16 protein-coding genes are annotated in these 22,803 nt (G+C 30.6%); 14 read left to right on the top strand and 2 right to left on the bottom strand.

Going from position 1 to position 22,803, the window contains the following annotated elements; translation table 11 throughout:
- Positions 1–249: 249 nt before the first annotated feature.
- Positions 250–1,029, bottom strand: coding sequence for an XRE family transcriptional regulator (locus tag BLW23_RS04520; RefSeq protein ID WP_093668034.1), 780 nt, complete (start codon positions 1,027–1,029; stop codon positions 250–252).
- Positions 1,030–1,081: 52 nt separating this feature from the next.
- On the opposite strand from BLW23_RS04520, the gene BLW23_RS04515 reads away from it, so the two are divergent.
- From BLW23_RS04515 to BLW23_RS04470, 10 genes are all read left to right on the top strand, one after another.
- A complete protein-coding gene (locus BLW23_RS04515) occupies positions 1,082–4,075 on the top strand; it encodes a DNA polymerase III subunit alpha (protein ID WP_093668033.1) in 2,994 nt (997 codons plus the stop codon).
- A complete protein-coding gene (dinB, locus tag BLW23_RS04510) occupies positions 4,072–5,286 on the top strand; it encodes a DNA polymerase IV (RefSeq protein ID WP_093668032.1) in 1,215 nt (404 codons plus the stop codon). The genes BLW23_RS04515 and dinB overlap by 4 nt, the downstream gene beginning before the upstream one ends.
- A 138-nt stretch (positions 5,287–5,424) precedes the next feature.
- The gene (locus BLW23_RS04505; RefSeq protein WP_093668031.1) at positions 5,425–5,652 is read left to right on the top strand and encodes a hypothetical protein; all 228 of its coding nucleotides are present in this window, start codon (positions 5,425–5,427) and stop codon (positions 5,650–5,652) included.
- 434 nt (positions 5,653–6,086) lie between these two features.
- On the top strand, positions 6,087–7,022 hold the full coding sequence (locus BLW23_RS04500) for an FHA domain-containing protein (protein WP_093668030.1): 936 nt from the start codon (positions 6,087–6,089) through the stop codon (positions 7,020–7,022).
- 52 nt (positions 7,023–7,074) lie between these two features.
- Positions 7,075–11,139: a TOMM system kinase/cyclase fusion protein gene (locus BLW23_RS04495; RefSeq protein WP_093668029.1), complete on the top strand. Its 4,065-nt coding sequence runs from the start codon at positions 7,075–7,077 to the stop codon at positions 11,137–11,139.
- 89 nt (positions 11,140–11,228) lie between these two features.
- Positions 11,229–12,503, top strand: coding sequence for a hypothetical protein (locus tag BLW23_RS04490; protein WP_093668028.1), 1,275 nt, complete (start codon positions 11,229–11,231; stop codon positions 12,501–12,503).
- Between the two features lie 91 nt (positions 12,504–12,594).
- On the top strand, positions 12,595–13,740 hold the full coding sequence (locus BLW23_RS04485; protein ID WP_093668027.1) for an amidohydrolase family protein: 1,146 nt from the start codon (positions 12,595–12,597) through the stop codon (positions 13,738–13,740).
- 16 nt (positions 13,741–13,756) lie between these two features.
- Positions 13,757–15,955: a YcaO-like family protein gene (locus BLW23_RS04480; RefSeq protein WP_093668026.1), complete on the top strand. Its 2,199-nt coding sequence runs from the start codon at positions 13,757–13,759 to the stop codon at positions 15,953–15,955.
- Positions 15,956–16,028: 73 nt separating this feature from the next.
- Entirely contained in the window at positions 16,029–16,310 is a 282-nt protein-coding gene (locus BLW23_RS04475; RefSeq protein ID WP_093668025.1) for a hypothetical protein, read from the top strand.
- Positions 16,311–16,621: 311 nt separating this feature from the next.
- Entirely contained in the window at positions 16,622–16,912 is a 291-nt protein-coding gene (locus BLW23_RS04470) for a hypothetical protein (RefSeq protein WP_093668024.1), read from the top strand.
- Positions 16,913–16,933: 21 nt separating this feature from the next.
- Here the strand turns inward: BLW23_RS04470 and BLW23_RS04465 are convergent, their stop codons facing one another.
- Entirely contained in the window at positions 16,934–17,497 is a 564-nt protein-coding gene (locus BLW23_RS04465; protein ID WP_093668023.1) for a hypothetical protein, read from the bottom strand.
- Positions 17,498–17,717: 220 nt separating this feature from the next.
- Here BLW23_RS04465 and BLW23_RS04460 point away from each other — a divergent pair, with 220 nt between their 5' ends.
- The 4 genes from BLW23_RS04460 to BLW23_RS04445 all read left to right on the top strand — a co-directional run bounded on the left by BLW23_RS04460 (position 17,718) and on the right by BLW23_RS04445 (position 22,803).
- Positions 17,718–18,818, top strand: a complete 1,101-nt coding sequence (locus BLW23_RS04460; RefSeq protein ID WP_093668022.1) for a type 1 glutamine amidotransferase domain-containing protein — start codon at positions 17,718–17,720, stop codon at positions 18,816–18,818.
- A 62-nt stretch (positions 18,819–18,880) separates the two neighbouring features.
- Positions 18,881–19,927, top strand: a complete 1,047-nt coding sequence (locus BLW23_RS04455; protein ID WP_093668021.1) for a helix-turn-helix domain-containing protein — start codon at positions 18,881–18,883, stop codon at positions 19,925–19,927.
- Positions 19,928–20,008: 81 nt separating this feature from the next.
- Positions 20,009–20,326, top strand: a complete 318-nt coding sequence (locus tag BLW23_RS04450) for a DUF6660 family protein (protein ID WP_143032110.1) — start codon at positions 20,009–20,011, stop codon at positions 20,324–20,326.
- A 317-nt stretch (positions 20,327–20,643) separates the two neighbouring features.
- Positions 20,644–22,803: a TonB-dependent receptor gene (locus tag BLW23_RS04445; RefSeq protein WP_317039301.1), complete on the top strand. Its 2,160-nt coding sequence runs from the start codon at positions 20,644–20,646 to the stop codon at positions 22,801–22,803.

Raw genomic sequence — 22,803 nt, 5'->3', positions numbered from 1 at the left:
CATTAATATTCCAAAAAAGGTTATTATGTTAGACAGTTCTTCTGTTTTCCATCATTCTCCTTTGAGTGTATTGTCAATATCCGTCAGAAGGTCTTCTTTTCTTATTCCACATTCCTTTCCTATATAGAAAATTTAGCAGGTTTTTTTCCTACCACCTTTTACAGCATAAACGTAATAATTTGGTTTTTGAAAATCCATTTGTAGTTTTATTTCTTTACATTTTTATTCAAAATTCACAACTCATAATTATTACGATGCTTTTACCATTTTCTCTAAAGCTTTTAATTCCACACCCAATTGATTTAGCATAGAAGCAATGCTACTAATTTTTAAATCACGTTCGTCATACTCTTGCGTATTAATACTACACGTAAATTCCCATAATTCTAAAACTTCCGTTATGGGGACGTGATATGATTGATAGTTTTTATTATCTGGAATTAATAACAGAGCATTTTTTTCTTCAATTTTGTCATATACTCGTTTATAGGTCATACCATCATTTGCAGTAACAATAATATACGAGGTACCACTCTTTATATCGCGTATATCATTTAGATATTTAGCAACCACATACGAACCATCTTTCATAGGCAACATAGAATCTCCTTTAATGGGAAAAGCTCTATGCTTTCCTGTAGGTAAAAATGGAAGTTTTATTTTCTCTAGCTGTTCAATGTATTCAGGGTCATCATATCCTAATAAATATCCTGCAGATGATTTTACAGGAACTACCTCTATTAAATCTTCATTATTAATATCTACTGAAATTGGAAATAGAACACGCTGATTTCCGATATCTATAAAAGAAGTATCTGTAGCATAAGTCAAATCATTTTTGATTAGTACATCTACGGGAAGAGAAAAGTGTTCTGAAAAACGAACAAGCATATCAATAGGAGGATCCGATCGACCTTCTTCATAAGAGCCTATTTTAGAGCGAGTCATTTCAACTTCATCGGCTAATTGCTCTTGAGTATAACCTTTTAACTTTCGTAAATGACGAATATTTTTTGCAATATGGTTCATAATACTACAAATATAAGCAATGAAAACTATTTTTTGTAGCTAATTTTGAAAAATGTTTTTAAACAATCACACATATTACAGTTTACGATACGGAACCATTTTACCTAACAGATTATTGGAATTGGCTGACAAGCAAAGGTTTAATGAGCTTGTAATTACTGATATTAATAATACTTCAGCTTATTTAGATATGGTTCGATTGTCTCCTAACTACAAGGTAAAACCAATACTTGGAGTTGATTTTAGAAACGGTGCCCATCAACAATTTATCATGTTAGCTCAAAATAATAATGGCTTTGAAAAAATTAATGATTACTTATCTGGTTTTCTGCATCAAAACTCTTATGAAATTCCTAAAAAAGCAAAAGAGCTACAAAATACCTTTGTGATTTATCCTTTTCAAAATACTATTGATTTCTCGCTAAAACCCAATGAATATATAGGTATACGAAAAGAAGAATTAAATAGGTTAAAGTTTTCAAAGTGGAAAAATAGCTTAGATAAGGTTGTTGTGCTACAAACAGTTACTTTTGAACATAAAAAAGGATTTAATACGCATCGGTTACTCCGTGCTATAGATAATAACACCTTATTAAGTAAACTACCTGTATCAGAACAGGCTTCAGAAAATGATATTTTACTTACTACGAAAGAACTTAAAAATGCTTTTATCGAGTACCCACAAATCATTAAGAATACGCAACACTTACTAGATCAATGTGCTATTGAATTTGATTTTTCAGGAGAAACTCCTAAAAATCAAAAGGTATTTGGCGAAAATGAGGAAAGTGATTATGATTTACTTAAAAAATTGAGTTATGAAGGCATTCCTTATCGCTATGAAAAACCATCCAAAGAAATATATGATCGTATTGAAAAGGAATTAGGTATTATTAAAGAAAAAGGGTTTGTTTCATATTTCTTAATCAATTGGGAAATTTTAGAATATGCGCGGTCTAAAGGTTATTTTTATGTTGGAAGAGGGAGCGGAGCCAATAGTATTATTGCTTATTTATTACGTATTACAGATGTTGACCCTGTGGAGTTGGATTTATATTTTGAGCGTTTTATCAATTTATACAGAAAGAATCCTCCCGATTTTGACATTGATTTTTCGTGGACTGATAGAGATGATATCACACGTTTTATATTCGAAAATTTTAAAAACACGGCTTTACTTACTGTGTATAATACCTTTAAATATAAAGCAGCTGTTAGAGAGTTGGGAAAAGTATTTGGGCTTCCAAAATCAGAAATAGATATACTATCATCTGGTCATTACAACTATAACACACTTGATAAGTTATCACAATTAGTAGTTATTTACAGTACGTATATAGAAGGTTTTCCAAACTACCTAGGAATTCATGCTGGTGGAATTTTAATTTCTGATAAGCCTATTCATTATTATACTGCCACATTTATGCCTCCAAAAGGCTATGCTACCACACAATTTGATATGGTAATAGCAGAAGATGTAGGTCTTTATAAGTTCGATATTTTAAGTCAACGTGGTTTAGGAAAGATTAAAGATGCAGTTGAGATAGTGCGTTATAATTACCCTGATAAAGAACCGATAGACATACACGATATTCAACGGTTTAAAGAAGATGAAAGAATTAAATATTTACTTAGAAATGCAAAAGCTATTGGTTGTTTTTATGTAGAGTCGCCAGCAATGCGAATGTTGCTAAAAAAACTACGCGTAGATGATTATTTAGGACTTGTTGCCGCTAGTTCTGTTATTAGGCCAGGAGTCGCTAAATCGGGAATGATGCGCGAATATATTCTACGATTTAGAAACCCAGAAAGGAGAAAAGATGCACATCCAACAATGTTAAATATTATGCCTGAAACTTATGGAGTGATGGTATATCAGGAAGATGTCATCAAAGTTGCCCATCATTTCGGAGGTTTAGATTTGGGAGAAGCAGACATGCTCCGTAGAGGAATGTCTGGAAAATTCAGATCTAGAGAAGAGTTTTTAAAAGTAAAAGATCAGTTTTTTTTAAACTGTAAAAACAAAGGAGAAACATTACAATTAACTCAAGAAATATGGGCACAAATAGAAAGCTTTGCGGGGTATGCTTTTGCGAAAGGGCATTCAGCGTCTTATGCTGTAGAAAGTTACCAGAGTTTGTTTTTAAAGGCTTATTATCCGTTAGAGTATATGGTAGCTACTATTAATAATTTTGGAGGTTTTTATCGCACGGAACTGTATGTACATGAGGCCAGAATGCACGGAGGCATTATTAAAGCTCCTTGCATTAATAAAAGTTATCATGAAACAGTTATCTATGGAAAAGAAATATTTATAGGGTTTATGTTTTTACAATCCTTAGAAAGTAAAGCGATTAAGAAAATTTTAGAAGAACGATCGAAGAATGGTTTTTTTGAGAGTTTGGACGATTTTATTGATCGCGTTTCTATTTCTATAGAACAAATAACTATTCTTATAAAAATAAGAGCGTTTGATTTTACGAAAAGAAATAAACGAGCGCTTTTATGGGAAGCGCATATGAAAATTAGCAAAGTTACTTTTGAAGAAGATCTTCCTACTTTATTTAAATCAAAACGAATTACATATAAAACACCTGAATTACTTTCTTCGTCTTTAGAAGATGCTTTTGACCAAATAGAGCTATTAGGCTATCCATTATGTAGTCCTTTTGATTTGTTAGTAGAAAAAAGCTCCTTTTTATTAAAAGCTAATGATTTACATCTATATAAAAATCAATTCGTGACCATTGAAGGCTATTTGGTTACTACTAAAAAAACAAACACAGCAAACGGAAAACCTATGTTTTTTGGAACTTTTTTAGATCGAGACGGTTATTTTATAGATTCCGTTCATTTTCCTCCTATAGCAAAAAAATATCCTTTCAGGGGAAAAGGAGTCTATCGTTTATATGGAAAAGTGATAGAAGAGTTTGAATGTATAACTATTGAAGTAAGTAGTATGCAGCGCCTAGCGATTATTGAAGATCCTAGATATGCTGATAGTAGAAAAGCACAACGTCCACGCCCTAAAAAAAGTTTATCATGAATGAGCGATCAATAGTACATATGGATTTAGACACTTTTTTTGTGTCTTGTGAACGACTTATCGATAGCAAACTAATAGGAAAACCTGTACTTATTGGAGGAACATCAGATAGAGGAGTAGTTGCTTCTTGTAGTTATGAAGCTCGTGCATTTGGTATTCATTCAGCCATGCCCATGCGTATGGCCAAACAATTATGCCCTGAAGCTGTTGTTTTAAGAGGAAATGCAGGTATTTATACAAAACATTCACAAGATGTTACTGAAGTAATCAAAGAAATGGTTCCTTTATATGAAAAAACATCTATAGACGAGTTTTATATTGATTTAACAGGGATGGATAAGTTTTTTGGCTGCCATCAATTAGCCTCAGAATTAAGGCATCGTATTATCAAAGAAACAGGATTACCTATATCTTTTGGATTATCAATTAATAAAACAGTCTCTAAAATAGCTACAGGCGAAGCTAAACCTAATAATCAAATAAAAATAGAAAAAGGAACAGAAAAGCCGTTTCTATCACCCTTGTCTGTTAAAAAAATACCGATGGTAGGGGAGGTAACTTATAAGTCTTTATGTGATTTAGGTATTAAAAAGATTAAAACTGTACAGGAAATGCCAATAGAAATGATGTCTAGAGTATTTGGAAAGAATGGCGCTTCTATATGGAAAAAGGCTAACGGAATTGATCATAGTCCTGTAGTGCAATATCACGAGCGTAAATCTATTTCTACGGAACGTACTTTTGATAAAGATACCACAGATGTTCGTAAATTAGAGAGTATTATTGTAGCGATGACTGAGAATTTAATTTATCAGTTGCGTAGAGGAAATAAGTTAACTGCTTGCGTAACTTTTAAAATTCGTTATTCCGATTTTCAGACCTACACATTACAACGTAGAATCCCTTATAGTTCAGCAGATCATAAAATTATCCCTTTGGTAAAAGAATTATATAAAAGTTTATACAAAAGACGCTTATTAGTGCGTTTGATAGGAGTAAAGTTTAGTCATTTAGTTGAAGGAGGTTATCAAATAGATTTGTTTGATGATAATGATAAAATAATCAATCTTTATCAAGCTATGGATAAAATGCGTGAACGTTATGGAGACCGTGCTGTTATACGAGCAACTGGAATGGAGGCTAAAAGCATTTCGCGATGGAATCCATTTAATGGAGAACCACCACCTTTATTACCCAATCGAAGAAGGTAAAGTTTTGAACTTATCTTATATTTTTCAAATTATTTTAACATATAATTTTAAGTTAAAATTTAATTTTATTAAGTCTTTTTTAAAATAATAATTATATTCGGATCACAATATATTTAACCAAAAATAAAAACTACAAGAATGAAAAAATCAATTTTAAATTTAAACGGTACTAAAAAATTAACTACTGAAACATTAAAAGAAATCAAAGGAGGATTTTTCCTTGACACAGTATGTGGAGGAGACGGATCTTATATCTATCAAAACGGAGCAAAAGTATGTTGTTATATACCTCCAGTTGATAACTGTAATCCTCGTCCTGGTTATGATTGCCCTCAAGTAATAGGTCAAGGAACTTATATCTGCTAGGAAGTAGCACAATAAAATAATTAAACACCTATTTAAATGAAAGTTTAAATAGGTGTTTTTTTATACCTCAAATATTTACATGGTTATTTCATAATTTACTAAGATTAGTGCCATAAAAACTATTTTTTCTTATATTTGGTACTAACCAAACTATTATAAAATGAATTCTTTATCCCCAAACTTAAGAGTCTCCATTCACCAAAATTATACTCTAAAAATGAGGTTTTTCACTTAGAACCCTCTATTTATTTTCATAACATATTTTTCTTTTTTCAGAAAACGGATTTTATATATTCTATTGTTGTAAAACAAATTCCTCTACAGTCTTTTTTTTACTAGATTTTACTGTGTAAAACAAATATCTTAAAACATTTATAAACTGCTGTATTTAGGTGTTTTTCTGAAAAAAATATAACATTTTAAATATCCTTCATATGGCAATAGCTCAAAACATGATGAATAACAGACTTTATGTTATTCATACGCAACATACTGTAGGCAGAGACCCCAATAATACAAGCGTAATTAACTATAATGATGCTTCAAGAAAACATGCAGTTATTTACTGGGAAAGTAACCGTTGGAAACTAACTGATTTTAGTAGTAATGGAACCAAAGTTAACTCTAAGCTTATACATCACGAAACAGTTACTTTAAAGATGAATGACTTAATTCAGTTTTCAAGTTCTCAAAAAGACAATTGGAAAATAATAAATATAGATGAGCCAAGAAGCTTTCTAGATCCAATAGAAGAAAACAATGAGATAATTCTTTTAAATAAAGAAGGAATAATCATGGAAAGTCAAACAATCAATTCTTATGTTTTCCAAACCAATAAAAATAAATGGATTCTTGATAATGAAACCCGAGAAATAGAGCTTATCAATGGAAAAATATACCTTATCAACAACATTCAATATAGATTTATAGACAATGAAAGTCTATCCAAAACATTATTAAACGCTGATATTACAAAAAATGCATGTTTCAAGTTATTTATTAGTATTGATGAAGAACATATTATTTCAAAAATTGAGATTAATGATTTGGAGCTTGATTTAGGGAACCGTGTTTTTAACCATCTTTTGTTGTATTTGGTAAGAAAAAAACAAAAAGATTTAAATTATGGTGTAAATGTCGATTTATGCGGATGGGTAAACATGGATGATTTATATATTTCTTTGGGTAAAGAATTATTAAAAGATGTTGATGCATATTATGTTAACACGTTGATTTATCGTTTGCGAAAAAATCTTATGAAACTTCAACCATATGGTTTTCTTTTCGCAAATATTATTGAAAGGAAAAAAGGAAAATTAAGGTTTGGTTTACCAAAATTTGAAATAAATAAAGAACATGCGTTTGCCTAAAACTAACTAAAAAAAACTTTTTTAGTCAATAGTCTTTATATAATATAAACATATGGAAGTCCCCCAAACACTACTTTCAGAGAACATCTGTATAGATAACTACACGCTTTATGAAAAAATTGGAGAAGGAGGTTATGGATTAGTTTTCAAAGCAAAGCAACTAAGTACAAATCAATTCGTTGCCATTAAAACTATTAAACTTACCGATACTATAAATGAACAAACAAAAACAAGGCAATTAGCCCGTTTTGAAAGAGAAACAAGGTTGTGCGCAGAAATTAACCATCCCAATATTGTTAAAATTTTGGATAAAGGATACCTAAAAAATGGCGCCCCTTTTATTGTTTTTGAATATGTTGAAGGAGAAACTTTAAAAGATTACATATTAAAAAAGAAAGGGCTAGATACCATTGAAATGGCTCATTTAATGGAACAAATACTAGACGCTCTTGCTTATGCTCATGATAAAGGGATAGTTCATCGAGATTTAAAACCGAGCAACATAATGGTTTCTGAATTAAGTTCCAAAAACCATATAAAGATCTTAGATTTTGGTATTGGGGCTTTTACTAGAGACTTTCGATCAGCTGATTATAAAAACATCACTGTTACCCAAGACATACTAGGTACTCCTATGTACAGTGCTCCAGAACAATTAAGAGGAGAACCACCAACTGTAAAGTCCGATATATATGCATGGGGACTTATTGCTCTTGAGTGTTTAACGGGAAAACCAGTAATGAATGGAGGATCTATTGCTGAAATATTTCAACAACAGTTAATGCCATCAAGTGTACCTATTCCACCCTCAATATTAGGACATGAATTTGCTAACTTACTTCGAAGAGTTTTAGATAAAAAACCAAAAAAAAGAATTGAAAGTGTTAACACTATTTTAAAAGAGTTTCATCTCATCAACTTTAATACCTTAACAGGAAAACTTGTAGATGACAATAATAATATAGATTCCGAAGAAACAACTGTTAAAAACAATTCTTTTTATAATTATAGTTTTCAATCGCGAAAACAGTTAACTATCATTTGTTTAAAACTAAACATGCACATTACTGATAATACATCAATTGATCTTGAAGTACTTGATGCTATTCAGAAAGACCAATTAAACTTGTGCAAAGATACTGCGATTCGCTATGGAGGATACGTATCTGAATCATTTTTAAACAATCTTGCTATCTATTTTGGTTATCCTGAGTCAAATGATACAGACGCTAGAAGAGCTGGAAGAACGGCATTAGAATTAATAAATGATATAAAAAAACGAAGCACTTTATTATTACAACAATACGGTGTATCGCTAAGTATACAATTAGGCATGCATACAGGAACTAGCCTAATACAACGAAATCAACTACCAGAAGGTAGTACAGCTAATAAAGCTTTTGATTTGGCACATACCGCTCCTCCAGGAAACGTTTTTGTAAGCAATACTTCTCAAAAGATATTAGCTCCTTACTTAGATTTTAAAGAAGTTAAAAACAATGTTTCTAAGCGTCAAGTATATACAGTTTATCAATTAATAGGAGAAAGAAGTATTGAAGCCTTATCATCATTAAAACCATGGAGTGGTTCCAGAAAATTGGTAGGTAGGGAACATGAAAAGAAAAAAATATTAAACCTATGGAATAATAGTACCGTTGAAGGATGTTCTGTCATACTTAACGGTCAAGCTGGTATTGGAAAATCAAAATTAACCTATGAAATAAAAAAAGAGGTACAATTACAAGGAATAAAAGTCAAAGAATGTAGGTGTCTTCCTGAGCAACAAAATAACGCTTTATATCCTTTTTTAGAGTTGCTACGAAACATATTAGGCATCAATAGCTTAAAAAACAACAACGACATTATTTCTAGAATTGAAGAAGCTCTGAAAGTAGCTAATTGCCAAGAAAAAGATAGTTTACCATTACTTTGTTCCTGGCTATCCATACCATTGCCCTCCGACCGAACTATACATCTAATATCTCCATTAGAACAAAAAAAAATACTATTCGCTACCTTAAAACGATGTTTATTCGAAATTGAGAAACAAGAACAATTTCTATTTGTCTTGGAAGATTTACACTGGTTAGATTTGACAAGTTTGGAGTTCGTAGAATACCTTTTATCCGATATTCAAAATAACAGTTATATGTTGTTAATGACTTCCAGACCGTCATTTAATAACAATTGGAATAATAAACACCTTGTTCAAATTGACATTCCGGCTTTACCGCAACAGGCTGTAGAACTTATTTTACAAGAAATGTTGAACAATAAAGCTGTTTCAGATAACACATTAAAATATATTGTAAAAAAGGCTGATGGAATCCCTCTTTATACTGAAGAGTTAATAAATATGCTTATTGAACAAGGTTATTTGGAGCTAAAAAATGACATCTATAATATCAAACCTGATATTGACGAGTTAATTCCAACAACTTTACAAGACTTATTAAATGCGCGATTAGATGGTTTAGGAATCGTAAAAGAAACTGCACAGCAAGCTGCTGCTATTGGCCGAGAATTTAGCTATGAACTTTTAATCAAATCTTCAATAAAAGATGAAGGAGCGATACAAAACGACTTAAATCTGCTTGTAGACGCTAACTTAATTTACGAGCAGAGAAGAGTGGAAGGTGCTACTTATATTTTTCGCCATGCATTAATTAGAGATGCGGCCTATGAAAGTATGGTTGCATCACATCAAAAAGAAGTGCATTTGCGAATAGCAAATAGTTTGGAAACATATTTTCCACAAGCTGTGGAAGAGTCTCCCATTAACATTGCACAGCATTTGGCTCAAGCAAGGCTTTTTAAAAAAGCAAGTTATTATGGGATTAAGGATATAAAAAAGCAATCAAAAAGTTCTGCCAGTCATGAAGCGATTGCTATTCATCGTTTAACAGAAATATGGATTAATAATATTACTCAACAGTACGAAAAAGAAGAGTTAAAGTTAAATCTACATCTGGCAATTCTTCCTGCAATAATGAAAACAGGAGGGTACGGGAGTGAAGAATTATTTCAATTAAGTATTGGTATTAAAAAGTCTGTAAACTTATTAAATAACATTAGCCCCAAAGTTGATTTTGAATATAGGAATGATTGTATTAATAAAGCTAATTTGATTGAGTTTTTGTGTTTACATAACACTTCTAAAAGAGCGGAGGCAAAAAAACTAGGAAGCAAAATTTTAGAAAAAGCTGTTATAACACAAAATAATCAGCAGGAAATGGTAATACTCATTCATTTGGCACAAGCCTATCAAATTGATGGAGACTGGTCTACCGCAAAAGATTATTTTGAAAGAGCTTTATTCCTTTTTGATGAAAATCGTGATATAAATTTAGTGGATGAATATGGGATTCATGTAAAAGCTCAGGGATTGGTATTATCATCATTTAGCTACCTCTATTTAGGTAGCCCCAATAAAGCTTTATTAAAAATAAAAGAGGCGGCGGCTTATTCCGAAGAAATAGGTGATGACACATCAATTGCTTTTGCTTATGTATTTATTGGTTTATATGGATATTTTACTGGAAACTTCGATTTAATAAAGGAGAGTGTAGACACCTATAAACAGAAGCATAATAAAACCAGAGAAGAAGTTTGGCATACCATTTTTTTAGACATACTTTATGCTTGTTTCTACCGTAAATCTACTTTGGCACAAAGTTATATACAAGAACTTTTGGATACCGGACAGGATGTGGTTATAGCTTGGTATACTCCCTATTTGACAAAATTATATTTAGAAGAAAACAAACCAGAATTAGCCATTCAGTTGATAACAAAAACGAAAAAAATTGTTTTTGAAAAAAAAATGTGTGGAGCCTATTCATTTATTCTTCATACGCTTGCACAATGTTATTTTGCAAAAGATAAATATTTAAGTAAACGAATTAAAAACACTCTTGATAAAGCTATTTTTTATGCAAGAACACAAAATGAAGTATTTTTCGAGACAGAAATCTTACTTTATTACTGTAAATTAAATAATAACAAATCAAACTCCGAGAAAATCGACAGGTTAAAAGAACTAATTGAGTTATTCGAATGTCCTGAAAATATGGAACCTACCGATTTATACAAATCAGTTATTCAATTCATCAATTAAAATTTTAAACAAATTTATCTAAAACTCACCTCGATATAAAAGATTTATTTACAACATATTAAAATTAATTACTAAACTATAATAAATATATGAATACACAATCGGATATCATAGCAAATGGAAATGATTGGGATGATTTATGGAACAAAATAATTACTTATTACTGGACTAACTATAAAACACCCAGCGATAGAATTGATAACCTTGTTGATATAATAGATAACATAAAATTTAAAAATACGGCAAAAGTACAAGGGACAAATACTATTTACTTTATTAAAAATAAGGTTAATAGCGATGAAGAATTTGATATTCCAAAAAATAAGCTTTTTGATTCTCTACCCGTTTTACTTGAAGCATTGGATAAAAAAAATAAAGAAATTCAATTTGAATTGAGAGCTAACTTTCATCCATCTTTTGATAAAGGGAAATTGGAGGGAAAAATAAATATTGAAACCCCTAAATATGAAAATGCCTTAGCCTATTTACCTATTAATGGATGGAGAGATGTTCGTGGAAGGATTCGTTTAAAAGTACCTATGTATCTTGAATTTCAAAACATTTCTAGTAAAATACCTATTCGTAGTATATTTAAAAAAACATCGTTATTGGAAGATACTATTAACGAATTTAAAAGTAACCAAAGATCAAATATCGAAGAAGAAAAGCAGGAAATGTTGAAATTAAGTCTAAACTACTTCAATAACCTTTGCAATGTTTGTTTCAATATATTATCTCAATACACTCTTTTAGACGCCGCAATGCCATTAGAAAGCATGTCTAATAATGTCAATAACAATATAACTTCAGTTAAAGAATTCATTTTTGATGAACTATCCAATAAATATGAAAGATATAATGATTTTGTCAATGAGTTCTTTGATATATCTGATGATTCCGATCAAACTCACGCCGAACCAGATGATTTCGAACTTCCAGGCGACTATTTAGATTCTGGTTTATCTCAAAAGTTTGACAGAGGAGGAGCAAAAGGATATACTGACCATATTGCTTACGTTAACTTCGTTCCCAGAATGATTTCTTATTTATGGAATCATAACTTAAAATGGAAAAAAAAGGTTAATAATGATGGTGAGGAAATTGTTTTAAACAGACAAGTGGAGCTAGAGATAAAACTTGGATATACTATTCCTGCTGGATTAGAAGTACTTGTTGAAAGTGTTATCCAAAAAATTAATCTTGACTCAAAGAATGCTACTGAAAGTGTTCAAGTTGCTCAGAATAATTTGTTTAGCACTGTTGAAGTTAATATTCCGGGACCTCCTCACAATTCTGCTATACAACCAATTGCTTTATCTGACTTTTTAGCTTTAAGATCGAACATGCCTTTCACAACACTATAGTTTAAAGAGTTTTAAATCCCTATAAAACATATAATAATAAACTTATTATATGCATACAAATTAACACTAAAATTATACTTCTATTAAATAAATGAACTATAAAATTCACGATTCAGATAGACATGTTATTGAACCGATAGAAATATGGGAGCAATATGTCGAAAAAGAGGTTTTTGAAAAGTACCCTGTATATCTTAAAACGAATAAAAATACGAAAGGAGAAGAACTTCCTGCCGAATATATGATTGGTTCATATCCAATTGTAAATTACTGGACAAAGTCTTTACAGGAAGAATCGTATTTAATAAATAAAGAAACCCTTTTGCAAAGACATCAAGCTAAAACAGGGTTTGGACAGTTACAAAGTATGGATTTGACCAATATAGCCATTGCTAATATTTTTCCAACCTTTGCCTTAGGCGTTATTTACCATAGCGAAATACCTTCATATGTAGCTGTTGCCTATGCTAAAGCATACAATAAATGGTTGAATGATTATTGTAATGTTAATCCAAAGAGATTAAAAGCAGTTGGTATTATTAATAGACATGATCCTAATGAAATGATTGTTCAAGTAATAGAAGTGATTTCTTATGGATGGAAAACTATAATCTTACGTCCTGAAGAAATTAATGGACGTACTTTAGGTCATAAGGATTACGAAGGCTTTTGGGAAATCTGCACAGAAAATAACATTTCAATAGCATTTCACGGTGGTGCGCACTTTCACGGGAAATCAGTAGGAACAGATCGATTTAATGATCGCTTTTCGTTATTAGCAACAACACATCCGTTTGAAATTATTAGTGCTTTTATATCATTACTTACCTCGGGAGTGTTAGAACGATACCCAACCTTAAAATTTGCTTTTTTAGAAGCTGGTTCTTCATGGCTTCCTTATTGGTTATGGCGTTTGGACACTATCTGTTATCCAGATTTCCCAAATCAAACCAAAGAAAACATTAAAATGCTTCCATCTGAGTATTTTAAGAGGCAATGTTGGATAGCAATAGAACCAGGGGAACCTTGCTTAAGAGAGGTAATAAATATTATTGGTAGTAACAGACTGTTGTTTGCAAGTGATTTCCCTCATCCTGATCATGAACACCTTAATTCTGATGATGTACCAAGTAAGTTACCTGAATTAACTGATTCAGAACTAAAAGAAATATTCGAGTTAAATGCTCGGGAGTTTTTTAATTATGAGGAAGAACATGAGCATGCTAATTATAATTAACTATTAGATTCTTATAATGCAAAACTTTCTTGAAGAGAGAACCGAGTATATACAATGGCATCCACGTTTCAATTTGTACATTCTAGAGAATAAGGACCTTTTGTTATTTGGAGAAGTTGAACAGTTTTTATTGAAAGCCAACGATTTTCCCGGATTCCATTTAATAAACGAACAAAAAGACAAAATAAATGTATCAAGTATGCTTCAGGTCATGGAACCTGCTGAAAAAAACTTATTTATCTATCAGGCAGAACAATTAACAACTTTGAAGTTGTTAATTAAAGGTTGTTCAAATACTATAAATAGTATCAAAGGGAAATATGTACAACCATCTGATAAGATTTTTGAGTTACCCATTTATCCGATAGAAACAGAAATTATTTCTATAAATCAAACAATGCGTATGTATTGGCTGTCATTACTTTCAATTAAAGATCGCCAAGAAATTAAAAATATGGTATTTGGTGAAATGCCTTATTTTTCACCTTCATTTATTGATATTGTATTTGTAGATGACTTTTTAGATGGACGAATATCAAATATTTCTTTTAAAGAAAAATTTATGGTTATTAAAATTAGTGGAGACATCATTAAGATACTTCCCGTATTTTCGAAAGAATCATTTTCGATATTTACTAAGGTTCAACGAAGAATATTAAAGAATCAACCTATTAAAGAGGCTCTGAAGAAGAAGTTTTCAAAACAAACATCGTCTTATAAGTTTAGAAAAAACAGAAACTTCAATAACGATCAAATTGAAATACTAAGATCAATTATTTTAGAACAGCTGAACAGTCCTGGTAATAGTACTTCACTAATTACTTATAATTTAATTACAAATAAAACCGAAAAGCATCCCATAGATAAGACCTTAACGAATATTGATGATATTGCCAATCAATTACATAGTCCTTTGTTATTGAGAAATCGAAAAGTTTTTTATACAGAAGATGGAGGCTCAAGAATATGTACCCCAAAAGAGACATTAGAAAAACTACTACCACTGATAAGCGCTGAAACAGGCATAATTAATCGTATCGAAAAAATTCCTTCCGAAACAAACACACAAATTCAAATTTTTAGAACGGGATATTATAAATCTTTTACCAATACAGATTTTCAATTTAATATAGTCGATTTTGTTCAAACAAGCTTAGGAAAAGGAGTGAGCATTCAGCAATCAAAAGTGAGTGCTTTATCTGAATCTATTGAACGCTATAATGCTTTATACCAACCGGACATTCCTCTATATAAAATATCATTATCAAGTCTACTGAAATTAAATTATAGAGCAATTAGTTTTCATGAGTTATCTCCTTATTCTGATAGACAATATTTACAGTTTACAGGAAAAGAATTTCCTAGTTCTAAATTAAAACATGCTGTACGTCGATATACGAATGAAAAGATATATTGGCTACCCGTTTGGTCGCTATCAAAAAAAGAAAATGTATACATTCCTTTAACTTGTTGTTTTAGTAATCTTCCTTTCAAAGATGTACAATTTGGTAAATGGAACTCCAATGGTTGTGCGGCAGGTAATGTAGTCGAAGAAGCTGTTTTACAAGGGCTTTTTGAATTAATAGAACGCGATGCTACTGCAATTTGGTGGTATAATAAAATAACTTGTCCTGTTTTTAAATTAACTCGTATAGACGCTTCTGCACTTGAAAAGTTTAAAAAAAGCATGAAAAATTATAATTTTTGGATTTTAGATATTACCAACGATATTGGAATTCCCGTAATGGTAGGGGTCGCAAAAGATAAAACTTCTGGTAAATTTACTTTAGGGTTTGGTTGTCATTTAATTCCAGAATTGGCTGCTCAACGTGCCTTAACAGAACTCTGTCAGTTGATTCCTATTAGAAATACACATACAGCTCCTTTCGCCTTTAATGCTATTCAAGATGAAGCTTTTCTTTATGGAGAAAATACTAATTCGAAGAAAGAGTATAGTTTAGAATATAAAAATGATTTAAAAACGAATATAGAAATTATTGTAGCGCACTTTCAAAAACTAGATTTAGAAGTATTGGTTCTAAATTATAGCAGAAACTCTATTCCTCTTTCCACCGTAAAAGTATTTGTTCCTGGGTTATGTCATATTTGGCCTCAACTAGCTAATAGAAGACTTTATGAGGTTCCTGTTTTATTAGGCTGTTTATCAAGACAAAAAACAGAAGAGACTTTGAATTGTCAGGAGTTATATATATAAGTTTAAACATGATATAAGTTGATATATTTTTAATCTATTCTCTTACTAGTTTTGATTTACTAAATAAAAAATTATGTGTACAAATTTTAAAGTATCTTCAAAAAATGGAGGCGTAGCGATTGGGCGCAGTCAAGAAATAAATCTCGAATTGAGTAAAGACTTTTTTATAAAACCCAATCACCATAAAAAACAACACTTGGTTCAATTTGTAAAAGATAACCTTCCTGATGATATTCTAGAAAATATTGATAGTTTAATTAAAAATGATTTTCAATATAAATGCCCGAGCTTTCAGACGACTCTAAATTCAATCAACATTATGTTGTTCATGATATTAAAGGCAACAGTATTGTAAATATATAATCCTCAAATAAAAGTAAGGCATGTACTTACCATTATTTGCAGACAACCATATCTATTCAATACGACCCAACAAGCAGCAATACTTGTTTAATCTCACTTTAAAAACCCCAAACACTAAAACTATTAGTAAGACGTTTATTAGCAGTTTTTTAGTGATGATATAAAGTGTAATATTTTCTATCAAATCTTATAACCATATTTACTAAGCAATAATAAAAACAAAGGCCTTTTTTAAATTTATTACAACTGGCGGATTCCGAAAAGCCTAAAAAGAGTAGGAAGTATTAACCAAAACTTAAAATTATGGGCGCATGTTCAAGACAAACATTTAACAATGTATCTGAAACCTCTTGGGATAAAATAAAAAATGCTGTTAAAAGCGAATTAGGCATTGTCATTGCTTCAAATAAAGGACAAGAATCTAAAGATGGCTTTACAATTTCATGGAATTATATTCCTAGTAACCAAGAATTAGATATTCAAGCAGTAAATTCTCCATGGTATGTTCCATGTTCTCTTATCAATAATAAAATTCATGAATTAATAGAAGGCGTTTTACATAGCGAAGCGGCTAAAATAACTCAAATGGTATAATTTTGTAATTAAAAGGAAGCCTTAGGGCTTCCTTTTAATATTGTTCAATAGCTTCCAAATAGAATGATCTAAATTTTTAGAGGATATTCTAAATATTAAAACACTTTTTTCCTCCTCTTTAATAAAATACTGATTGATAATAATATTCAAATCAATCATTTTACCAGCATGAAATCCATCAAAAAGCTTCATTTTACCTATTATTTTTTGCATATTTCTTTCATCCTCAATAAAAAGTACATTCGGTCTTGGAAAAGTACTTGTCCAATGATTAGGAATCATTAATCCTTCAAAATATCCTTCAAAATTCTTTTCAATTTCAGTTACTTTTAAAGGAGTGCTCGTTTTTACTTTCCATGCCATTATCAAAGACCAAAATTGATCGCTATTTTGGTCTGACCAATATGGAGCAAAACGAAGTTCTTCAAAACCTTCTAGACTCACTCTTGGCGCCCAATTAACAGGAAACTTAATAATTTCTTTAGCCCAATTATTGGTTGAAAGTATGGTCAGGTTTTTATTCTCTTGACCAAAGGTTATCAAAGAAGTAATAAGCAACATGAAAATAAATAATAAACGTTTCATACATCAAATTTTGACTAAAATAGAAATGTAGGTAATCAATAAAGTCTAAAGAGTGTCAAAAAAATGCAAACACTTGTAAAAAAAAAATTAACCATAGAATTAACTTTTATTAAGCCTATAATTAGGTAGTAAAATCATATTTTACTCTGACGGAATTATCATTTACTCATAAGAAACCGCTTTTTTACAGGTATTTAGCTAAAAATTAAAATCACATCTTATGTTTAAAAAATATCGTGTTCTAAAATGGATTTCCGTATTTATTCTTTTTTTAATAGTTGCAACAATCTCTTTTGTCTTTTGGGTAAGAAGTATATTACCTCCTGTAGATCATAGGTTACAAGCTACTACCATAAAAGAGATTTCATATATATCAGAAAACAGTATTCCTCCAAGGGGAAAAATACTGGCCGTAGTTACAAGTGTTGACACAATGGGCGAAAATACAAAAAGTACAGGGTATGAGCTTACTGAACTATCTCGTCCATATTATGTTTTTAAAGCGAATGGATTCGAAGTTGATATCGCAAGTACAAAAGGAGGGAAGGCTCCGGTTGTTATTGATGATGAAGATATGGGAAGTTTCGATTACGCTTTCTTAAATGACACAAAAGCTCAGCAAAAAACTACCAACACAATAGCTATAGAAAATGTGGAACCTGAAGAGTATCAAGCCATCTATTTTGTTGGAGGAAAAGGAACGATGTTTGATTTCCCAAATAATAAAACCATCCAATCAATAGTAAAGGAGTATTATCAAACAAACAAAGTAATTGGAGCAGTTTGTCATGGTCCTTCAGCTTTGGTGAATGTAAGACTAGATAATGGGAAATCATTACTTGAAAGTAAAAATGTAAGTGGTTTTACCAATGAAGAAGAATTATTTTTAATACCAGAGGCAAAAGAAATATTTCCTTTTCTTTTACAGGATAAATTAACTGAACAAGGAGCAATATTTAACAAAGGACTCATGTATTTAGATAAAATTAGTCATGACAATAATCTAATAACAGGTCAAAACCCTTGGTCTACCTGGAGTTTAGCCGAAAAAATGATTGAACAACTCGGATATACTCCTAAATTTAGAGATAAAACAGATGAAGAAAATGCGGTGGACGTATTGGTGGTATATAAAACAGAAGGTAAAGCTAAAGCCAAAGAGATTATTAAAAACCTAATACTATCTGAATACAAACCTATTAACAGAATCTTAATAGCTAAACATGCAATAATCGGAGCAATGGACTGGAAACTTGGGGATTTTACGAACCTAATGAGTCTTGTTTCTTTTATTAAGGATTGTGAATCTAAAAAAAAATAAAATGAAGCGATGCTCCTGTTATAATTACATTTTCATTTATTTTTGAAAAAAACTATCAGTAGTTGAATTTTTTAGATATACTTCTAATCATCATAAGCAGTGCGGGACTTTTACATGGTTCTGCATTTGCTATTTATCTTTTTTTCTTTAAAAAGAAAGCTAGCTTAACGAATTATCTATTGGCTTTAATTCTGGTTTTTATGGCATTTAGAATTGGGAAATCTGTCGTACTCCATTTTAGTAACAATTTAGAACCGTTATTCATATTTATCGGTCTTACCTTCATGTTACTTATAGGTCCTTTATTACGATGGTATACCATGGGAATGACAGTCGTTAATTTTAAATTTCAACGCCAATATTATTTTGAATTAACACCTTTTGTTTTATTATTCACTTCTAGTCTGTTTGTCACTGAAAATTGGTTCGACACAAATAGTAAAAGTGTTATTATTATATTTGTAAGTGTGCTTTTCTTCGTGTACTTGCATTTTGCTTTTTACATATTCTTAGCTGGTAAACACTTACAAAAAATTAAAAAAAGCTTAAGAAAGCAAGAGGTAACAAAATCACAAAGTATAACAATGTCATGGTTAAAAATGGTTCTCATTGGCTTTGTTGTTATTTGGATTTCTTACTTTTTAAACATTATAGATGATACCATTCCATATCTTGTAGGGCCTATTATGTATTCAATTGTCGTCTATTTTTTAAGTGTTAAGGCGTTTCAATTAAAAACAACAGAAAGTGATGGTAATGTCTTTAAAAAGAATGAAAATGCTATATTATTCAAACAGTTAGTAAATAATATAATAAACAATGAGTTATTTCTGAACCCAAATCTTTCGCTAGCAGAATTAAGTAATCTTATTCAAAAAACACCTCAAAAAACTTCTGAGATCATCAATCAGAATGCTAAGCAAAATTTTAATGACTTTGTTAATAGTTTCAGAATTTTAAAAGCAAAAGATTTATTAGTTAAACATAAAAATCTTACTATATCAAGTATTGCTTTCGATTCTGGGTTTAATAGTCTATCATCTTTCAACGCCGCTTTTAAGAAAAATCTAGGAACGACTCCTTCTGCATATCGTAAAACAATTAATTAAATAACGTTACTTCATAAATTACTATCGAGAGAGAGGTACTTTGCACAAGTTGTGCACTTATTAATTAATATATTTGTTTCATTGAAAACACTAAGTATCATATTGTCTTTATTAATCCTTGTTTTATCTACAAGTGAATGTTCTGACACATTGTTTTTTGAGAACCAGATTCAATCAAAAATAGATGTGAATCATGAACATGAAGAAGAGAACCATGATACCTGTCCAATTACATGCATATGTTCATGTTGTGGAATGACAATCGCTTTTCAGGAAGTACTACTTTTAAATTTAAATATAACAACGGAAGAACCATCATCATTAGTAGCTTCTTATCTATCTATTTATAATTTTGATAGTCTTTTTAATATTTGGCAACCACCCAAAAATATTAGTTAAACAACCATTTTAAAAAAGGCATTCATTAGGTACTTACCCAATAATTCCTTTAAAATTAAATGATCACTATCTGGATAATAAACAATCATTTAGTGAACATTATGTTTAACTTATACCTGTTATGATTTGAAACTACTCTAAAATAAAATGATGATTTTTTTCTCTATTCGAGTTATTAAAAATAAAACATGGCTTAATTAAGTTTTGTTTTTCAAAAGAAGGTGAAAGGAAAAAAAGAGAGTTTTAACATGGTAATTTCAATTGGTACATGGTATTATTATTAATGTAATTCAATGTGTAAATACATACTGAGCTTTTTGCTCACAATTATCTTGTGCTTTTCAATAAACGCACAAACATCAAACGTTACCATAAAAGTTCTTACCAAGAATGAAAAAGAACCTTTAATGGGAGCTACTATTTATATTAAAGAGCTTAAAAAAGGTGCTACTACTAATTTTAATGGCATCGTAGAAATGAATAATATACCAAACGGAAATTATCAAATCACTATTTCATTTATTGGATTTGAAAGCATCAATACTACCCTAAAAATCCCAGCACAAAGCCCCATTAATTTTGAACTTAAGGAAATAAGTAATCAGCTTGAAACTGTAGTTTTACAAACAACTAGAAATACCCGAACTATAAAACGAATTCCAACAAGAATAGAATTTATTGGTACGGAAGAATTGGGAGAAAAAGCAATTATGAACCCCGCTAATGTTTCCATGGTATTAAGGGAAAGTACAGGAATACAAATGCAACAGACTTCTTTGAGCAGTGGTAATACGAACATTCGTATTCAAGGTTTAGAAGGACGTTATACACAATTATTAAGAGACGGTTTTCCTTTGTATAGTGGTTTTTCAAGTGGATTAAGCATATTGCAAATACCTCCATTAGATTTAAAGCAATTTGAAATTATTAAGGGAAGTTCGTCAACCTTATACGGAGGAGGCGCCATTGCTGGATTAGTCAATATGGTTTCCAAAACACCAGAAGAAACCTCTTCATTAGATATTATGCTTACCCAAACACAAGCTTTAGGAAGCACAGCCAATATGTTTTTCAGTAATAGGAATGAAAAATTTGGAGTAACCCTTTATGGTTCTGGGCACTATCAAAAATCCTACGATCCGGAGAATGATCACTTTAGCAACCTTCCAGAAACAAGATCTATTTCTTTTAATCCTAAATTGTTTTATTACCCTTCCGAAAAAACAACAATATGGTTTGGGCTTAATGGAACTTATGACGAACGTGAAGGTGGAGACATGGATAAAATAGAAAAGGGGGGAAATGGAATTCACCAATATACAGAAAAGAACACCTCAAAAAGGTTGAGTAGTCAGTTTGTTTATGAAACCAATATAGATTTAAACACTTTTCTTCAGGTGAAGAATAGTATTTCTTTTTTTGATAGGAGTTTAAGTATTCCTAACTTCCAATTTAAAGGAAAACAAACAAATACATTTACAGAGATTACCTATAATAAAACAAAGGATAATCTTAATTGGACTTTTGGAGCAAATGTTTATACTTCTAAATTCAACGAAGATCGGAAATCTCAATTACAACGTGATCAAAAAGATGTTACTTACGGAGCTTTTGCAAATAATATTCTTGATATTTCAAATAATTGGATTTTAGAATCTGGCTTAAGAATTGATTATAATAATGACTTTGGGCTATTTCCATTACCCAAAATCTCATTACTTTATAAAAAAAATGATTTCTCTTCCAGAATAGGAGGAGGGCTTGGTTATAAAATACCAGATATATTTACGGAAGAAGCTGAATATATTAACTTTCAGAATATTTTAGGTATCGATAAATCTTCCATTAAAGCAGAATATTCATATGGAGTGAATGTAGATTTTAATTACCGTCGAAAATTAACTGATGAGTTAACTTTTTCGATAAATCAATTATTCTATTTATCATCCATTAAAAATGGTCTTTTATTAAATAATACAACAAATGGTCTTTTTAAATTTGAAAACGCTAAAGGCAACCTAATAAGTAAAGGGGCTGAGACTAATATAAAATTTACGTATAAAGATTTTAGATGGTTTTTAAACTATGCTCTTATTGATACCCAATTAAATTACCTTGCAGGAAATCCTCAAAAACCATTAACAGCAAAGCATAATGCCGGAAGTGTACTCATGTATGAGTCAGAGAAATGGCGTATTGGTTACGAAACTTACTATACAGGAACACAGTTTTTATCAAATGGACAAAAAACTACCGATTTTGTCACTATGGGTCTTTTAATAATGCGTAATTTTAAGCTTGGAAGCATATTTGTTAACTTCGAAAATTTTACTGATCAAAGACAAAGTAAGTTTTCACCGTTAGTATTGCCTCCACATGAAAATCCCACCTTTCCAGAGATTTATGCTCCGACAGATGGTTTTATATTGAGTTTAGGAGTTATCATAAGGCCTTTTGGAAATAATGATCATGATTAA

It is taken from the genome of Tenacibaculum sp. MAR_2009_124 (assembly GCF_900105455.1).
Taxonomy (GTDB): domain Bacteria; phylum Bacteroidota; class Bacteroidia; order Flavobacteriales; family Flavobacteriaceae; genus Polaribacter.
Note: the sequence above shows the minus strand (reverse complement) of the source record. Positions and strands in the feature narration are given on the sequence as shown.

Bases quoted from the DNA above. Each gene is read 5' to 3' on its own strand.
- BLW23_RS04465 (WP_093668023.1), bottom strand. From the start codon at position 17,497: ATGAAACGTTTATTATTTATTTTCATGTTGCTTATTACTTCTTTGATA.
- BLW23_RS04470 (WP_093668024.1), top strand. From the start codon at position 16,622: ATGGGCGCATGTTCAAGACAAACATTTAACAATGTATCTGAAACCTCT.
- BLW23_RS04500 (WP_093668030.1), top strand. From the start codon at position 6,087: ATGGCAATAGCTCAAAACATGATGAATAACAGACTTTATGTTATTCAT.
- BLW23_RS04460 (WP_093668022.1), top strand. From the start codon at position 17,718: ATGTTTAAAAAATATCGTGTTCTAAAATGGATTTCCGTATTTATTCTT.
- BLW23_RS04520 (WP_093668034.1), bottom strand. From the start codon at position 1,029: ATGAACCATATTGCAAAAAATATTCGTCATTTACGAAAGTTAAAAGGT.
- BLW23_RS04480 (WP_093668026.1), top strand. From the start codon at position 13,757: ATGCAAAACTTTCTTGAAGAGAGAACCGAGTATATACAATGGCATCCA.
- BLW23_RS04505 (WP_093668031.1), top strand. From the start codon at position 5,425: ATGAAAAAATCAATTTTAAATTTAAACGGTACTAAAAAATTAACTACT.
- BLW23_RS04485 (WP_093668027.1), top strand. From the start codon at position 12,595: ATGAACTATAAAATTCACGATTCAGATAGACATGTTATTGAACCGATA.
- BLW23_RS04495 (WP_093668029.1), top strand. From the start codon at position 7,075: ATGGAAGTCCCCCAAACACTACTTTCAGAGAACATCTGTATAGATAAC.
- BLW23_RS04475 (WP_093668025.1), top strand. From the start codon at position 16,029: ATGTGTACAAATTTTAAAGTATCTTCAAAAAATGGAGGCGTAGCGATT.
- BLW23_RS04490 (WP_093668028.1), top strand. From the start codon at position 11,229: ATGAATACACAATCGGATATCATAGCAAATGGAAATGATTGGGATGAT.
- dinB (WP_093668032.1), top strand. From the start codon at position 4,072: ATGAATGAGCGATCAATAGTACATATGGATTTAGACACTTTTTTTGTG.
- BLW23_RS04515 (WP_093668033.1), top strand. From the start codon at position 1,082: ATGTTTTTAAACAATCACACATATTACAGTTTACGATACGGAACCATT.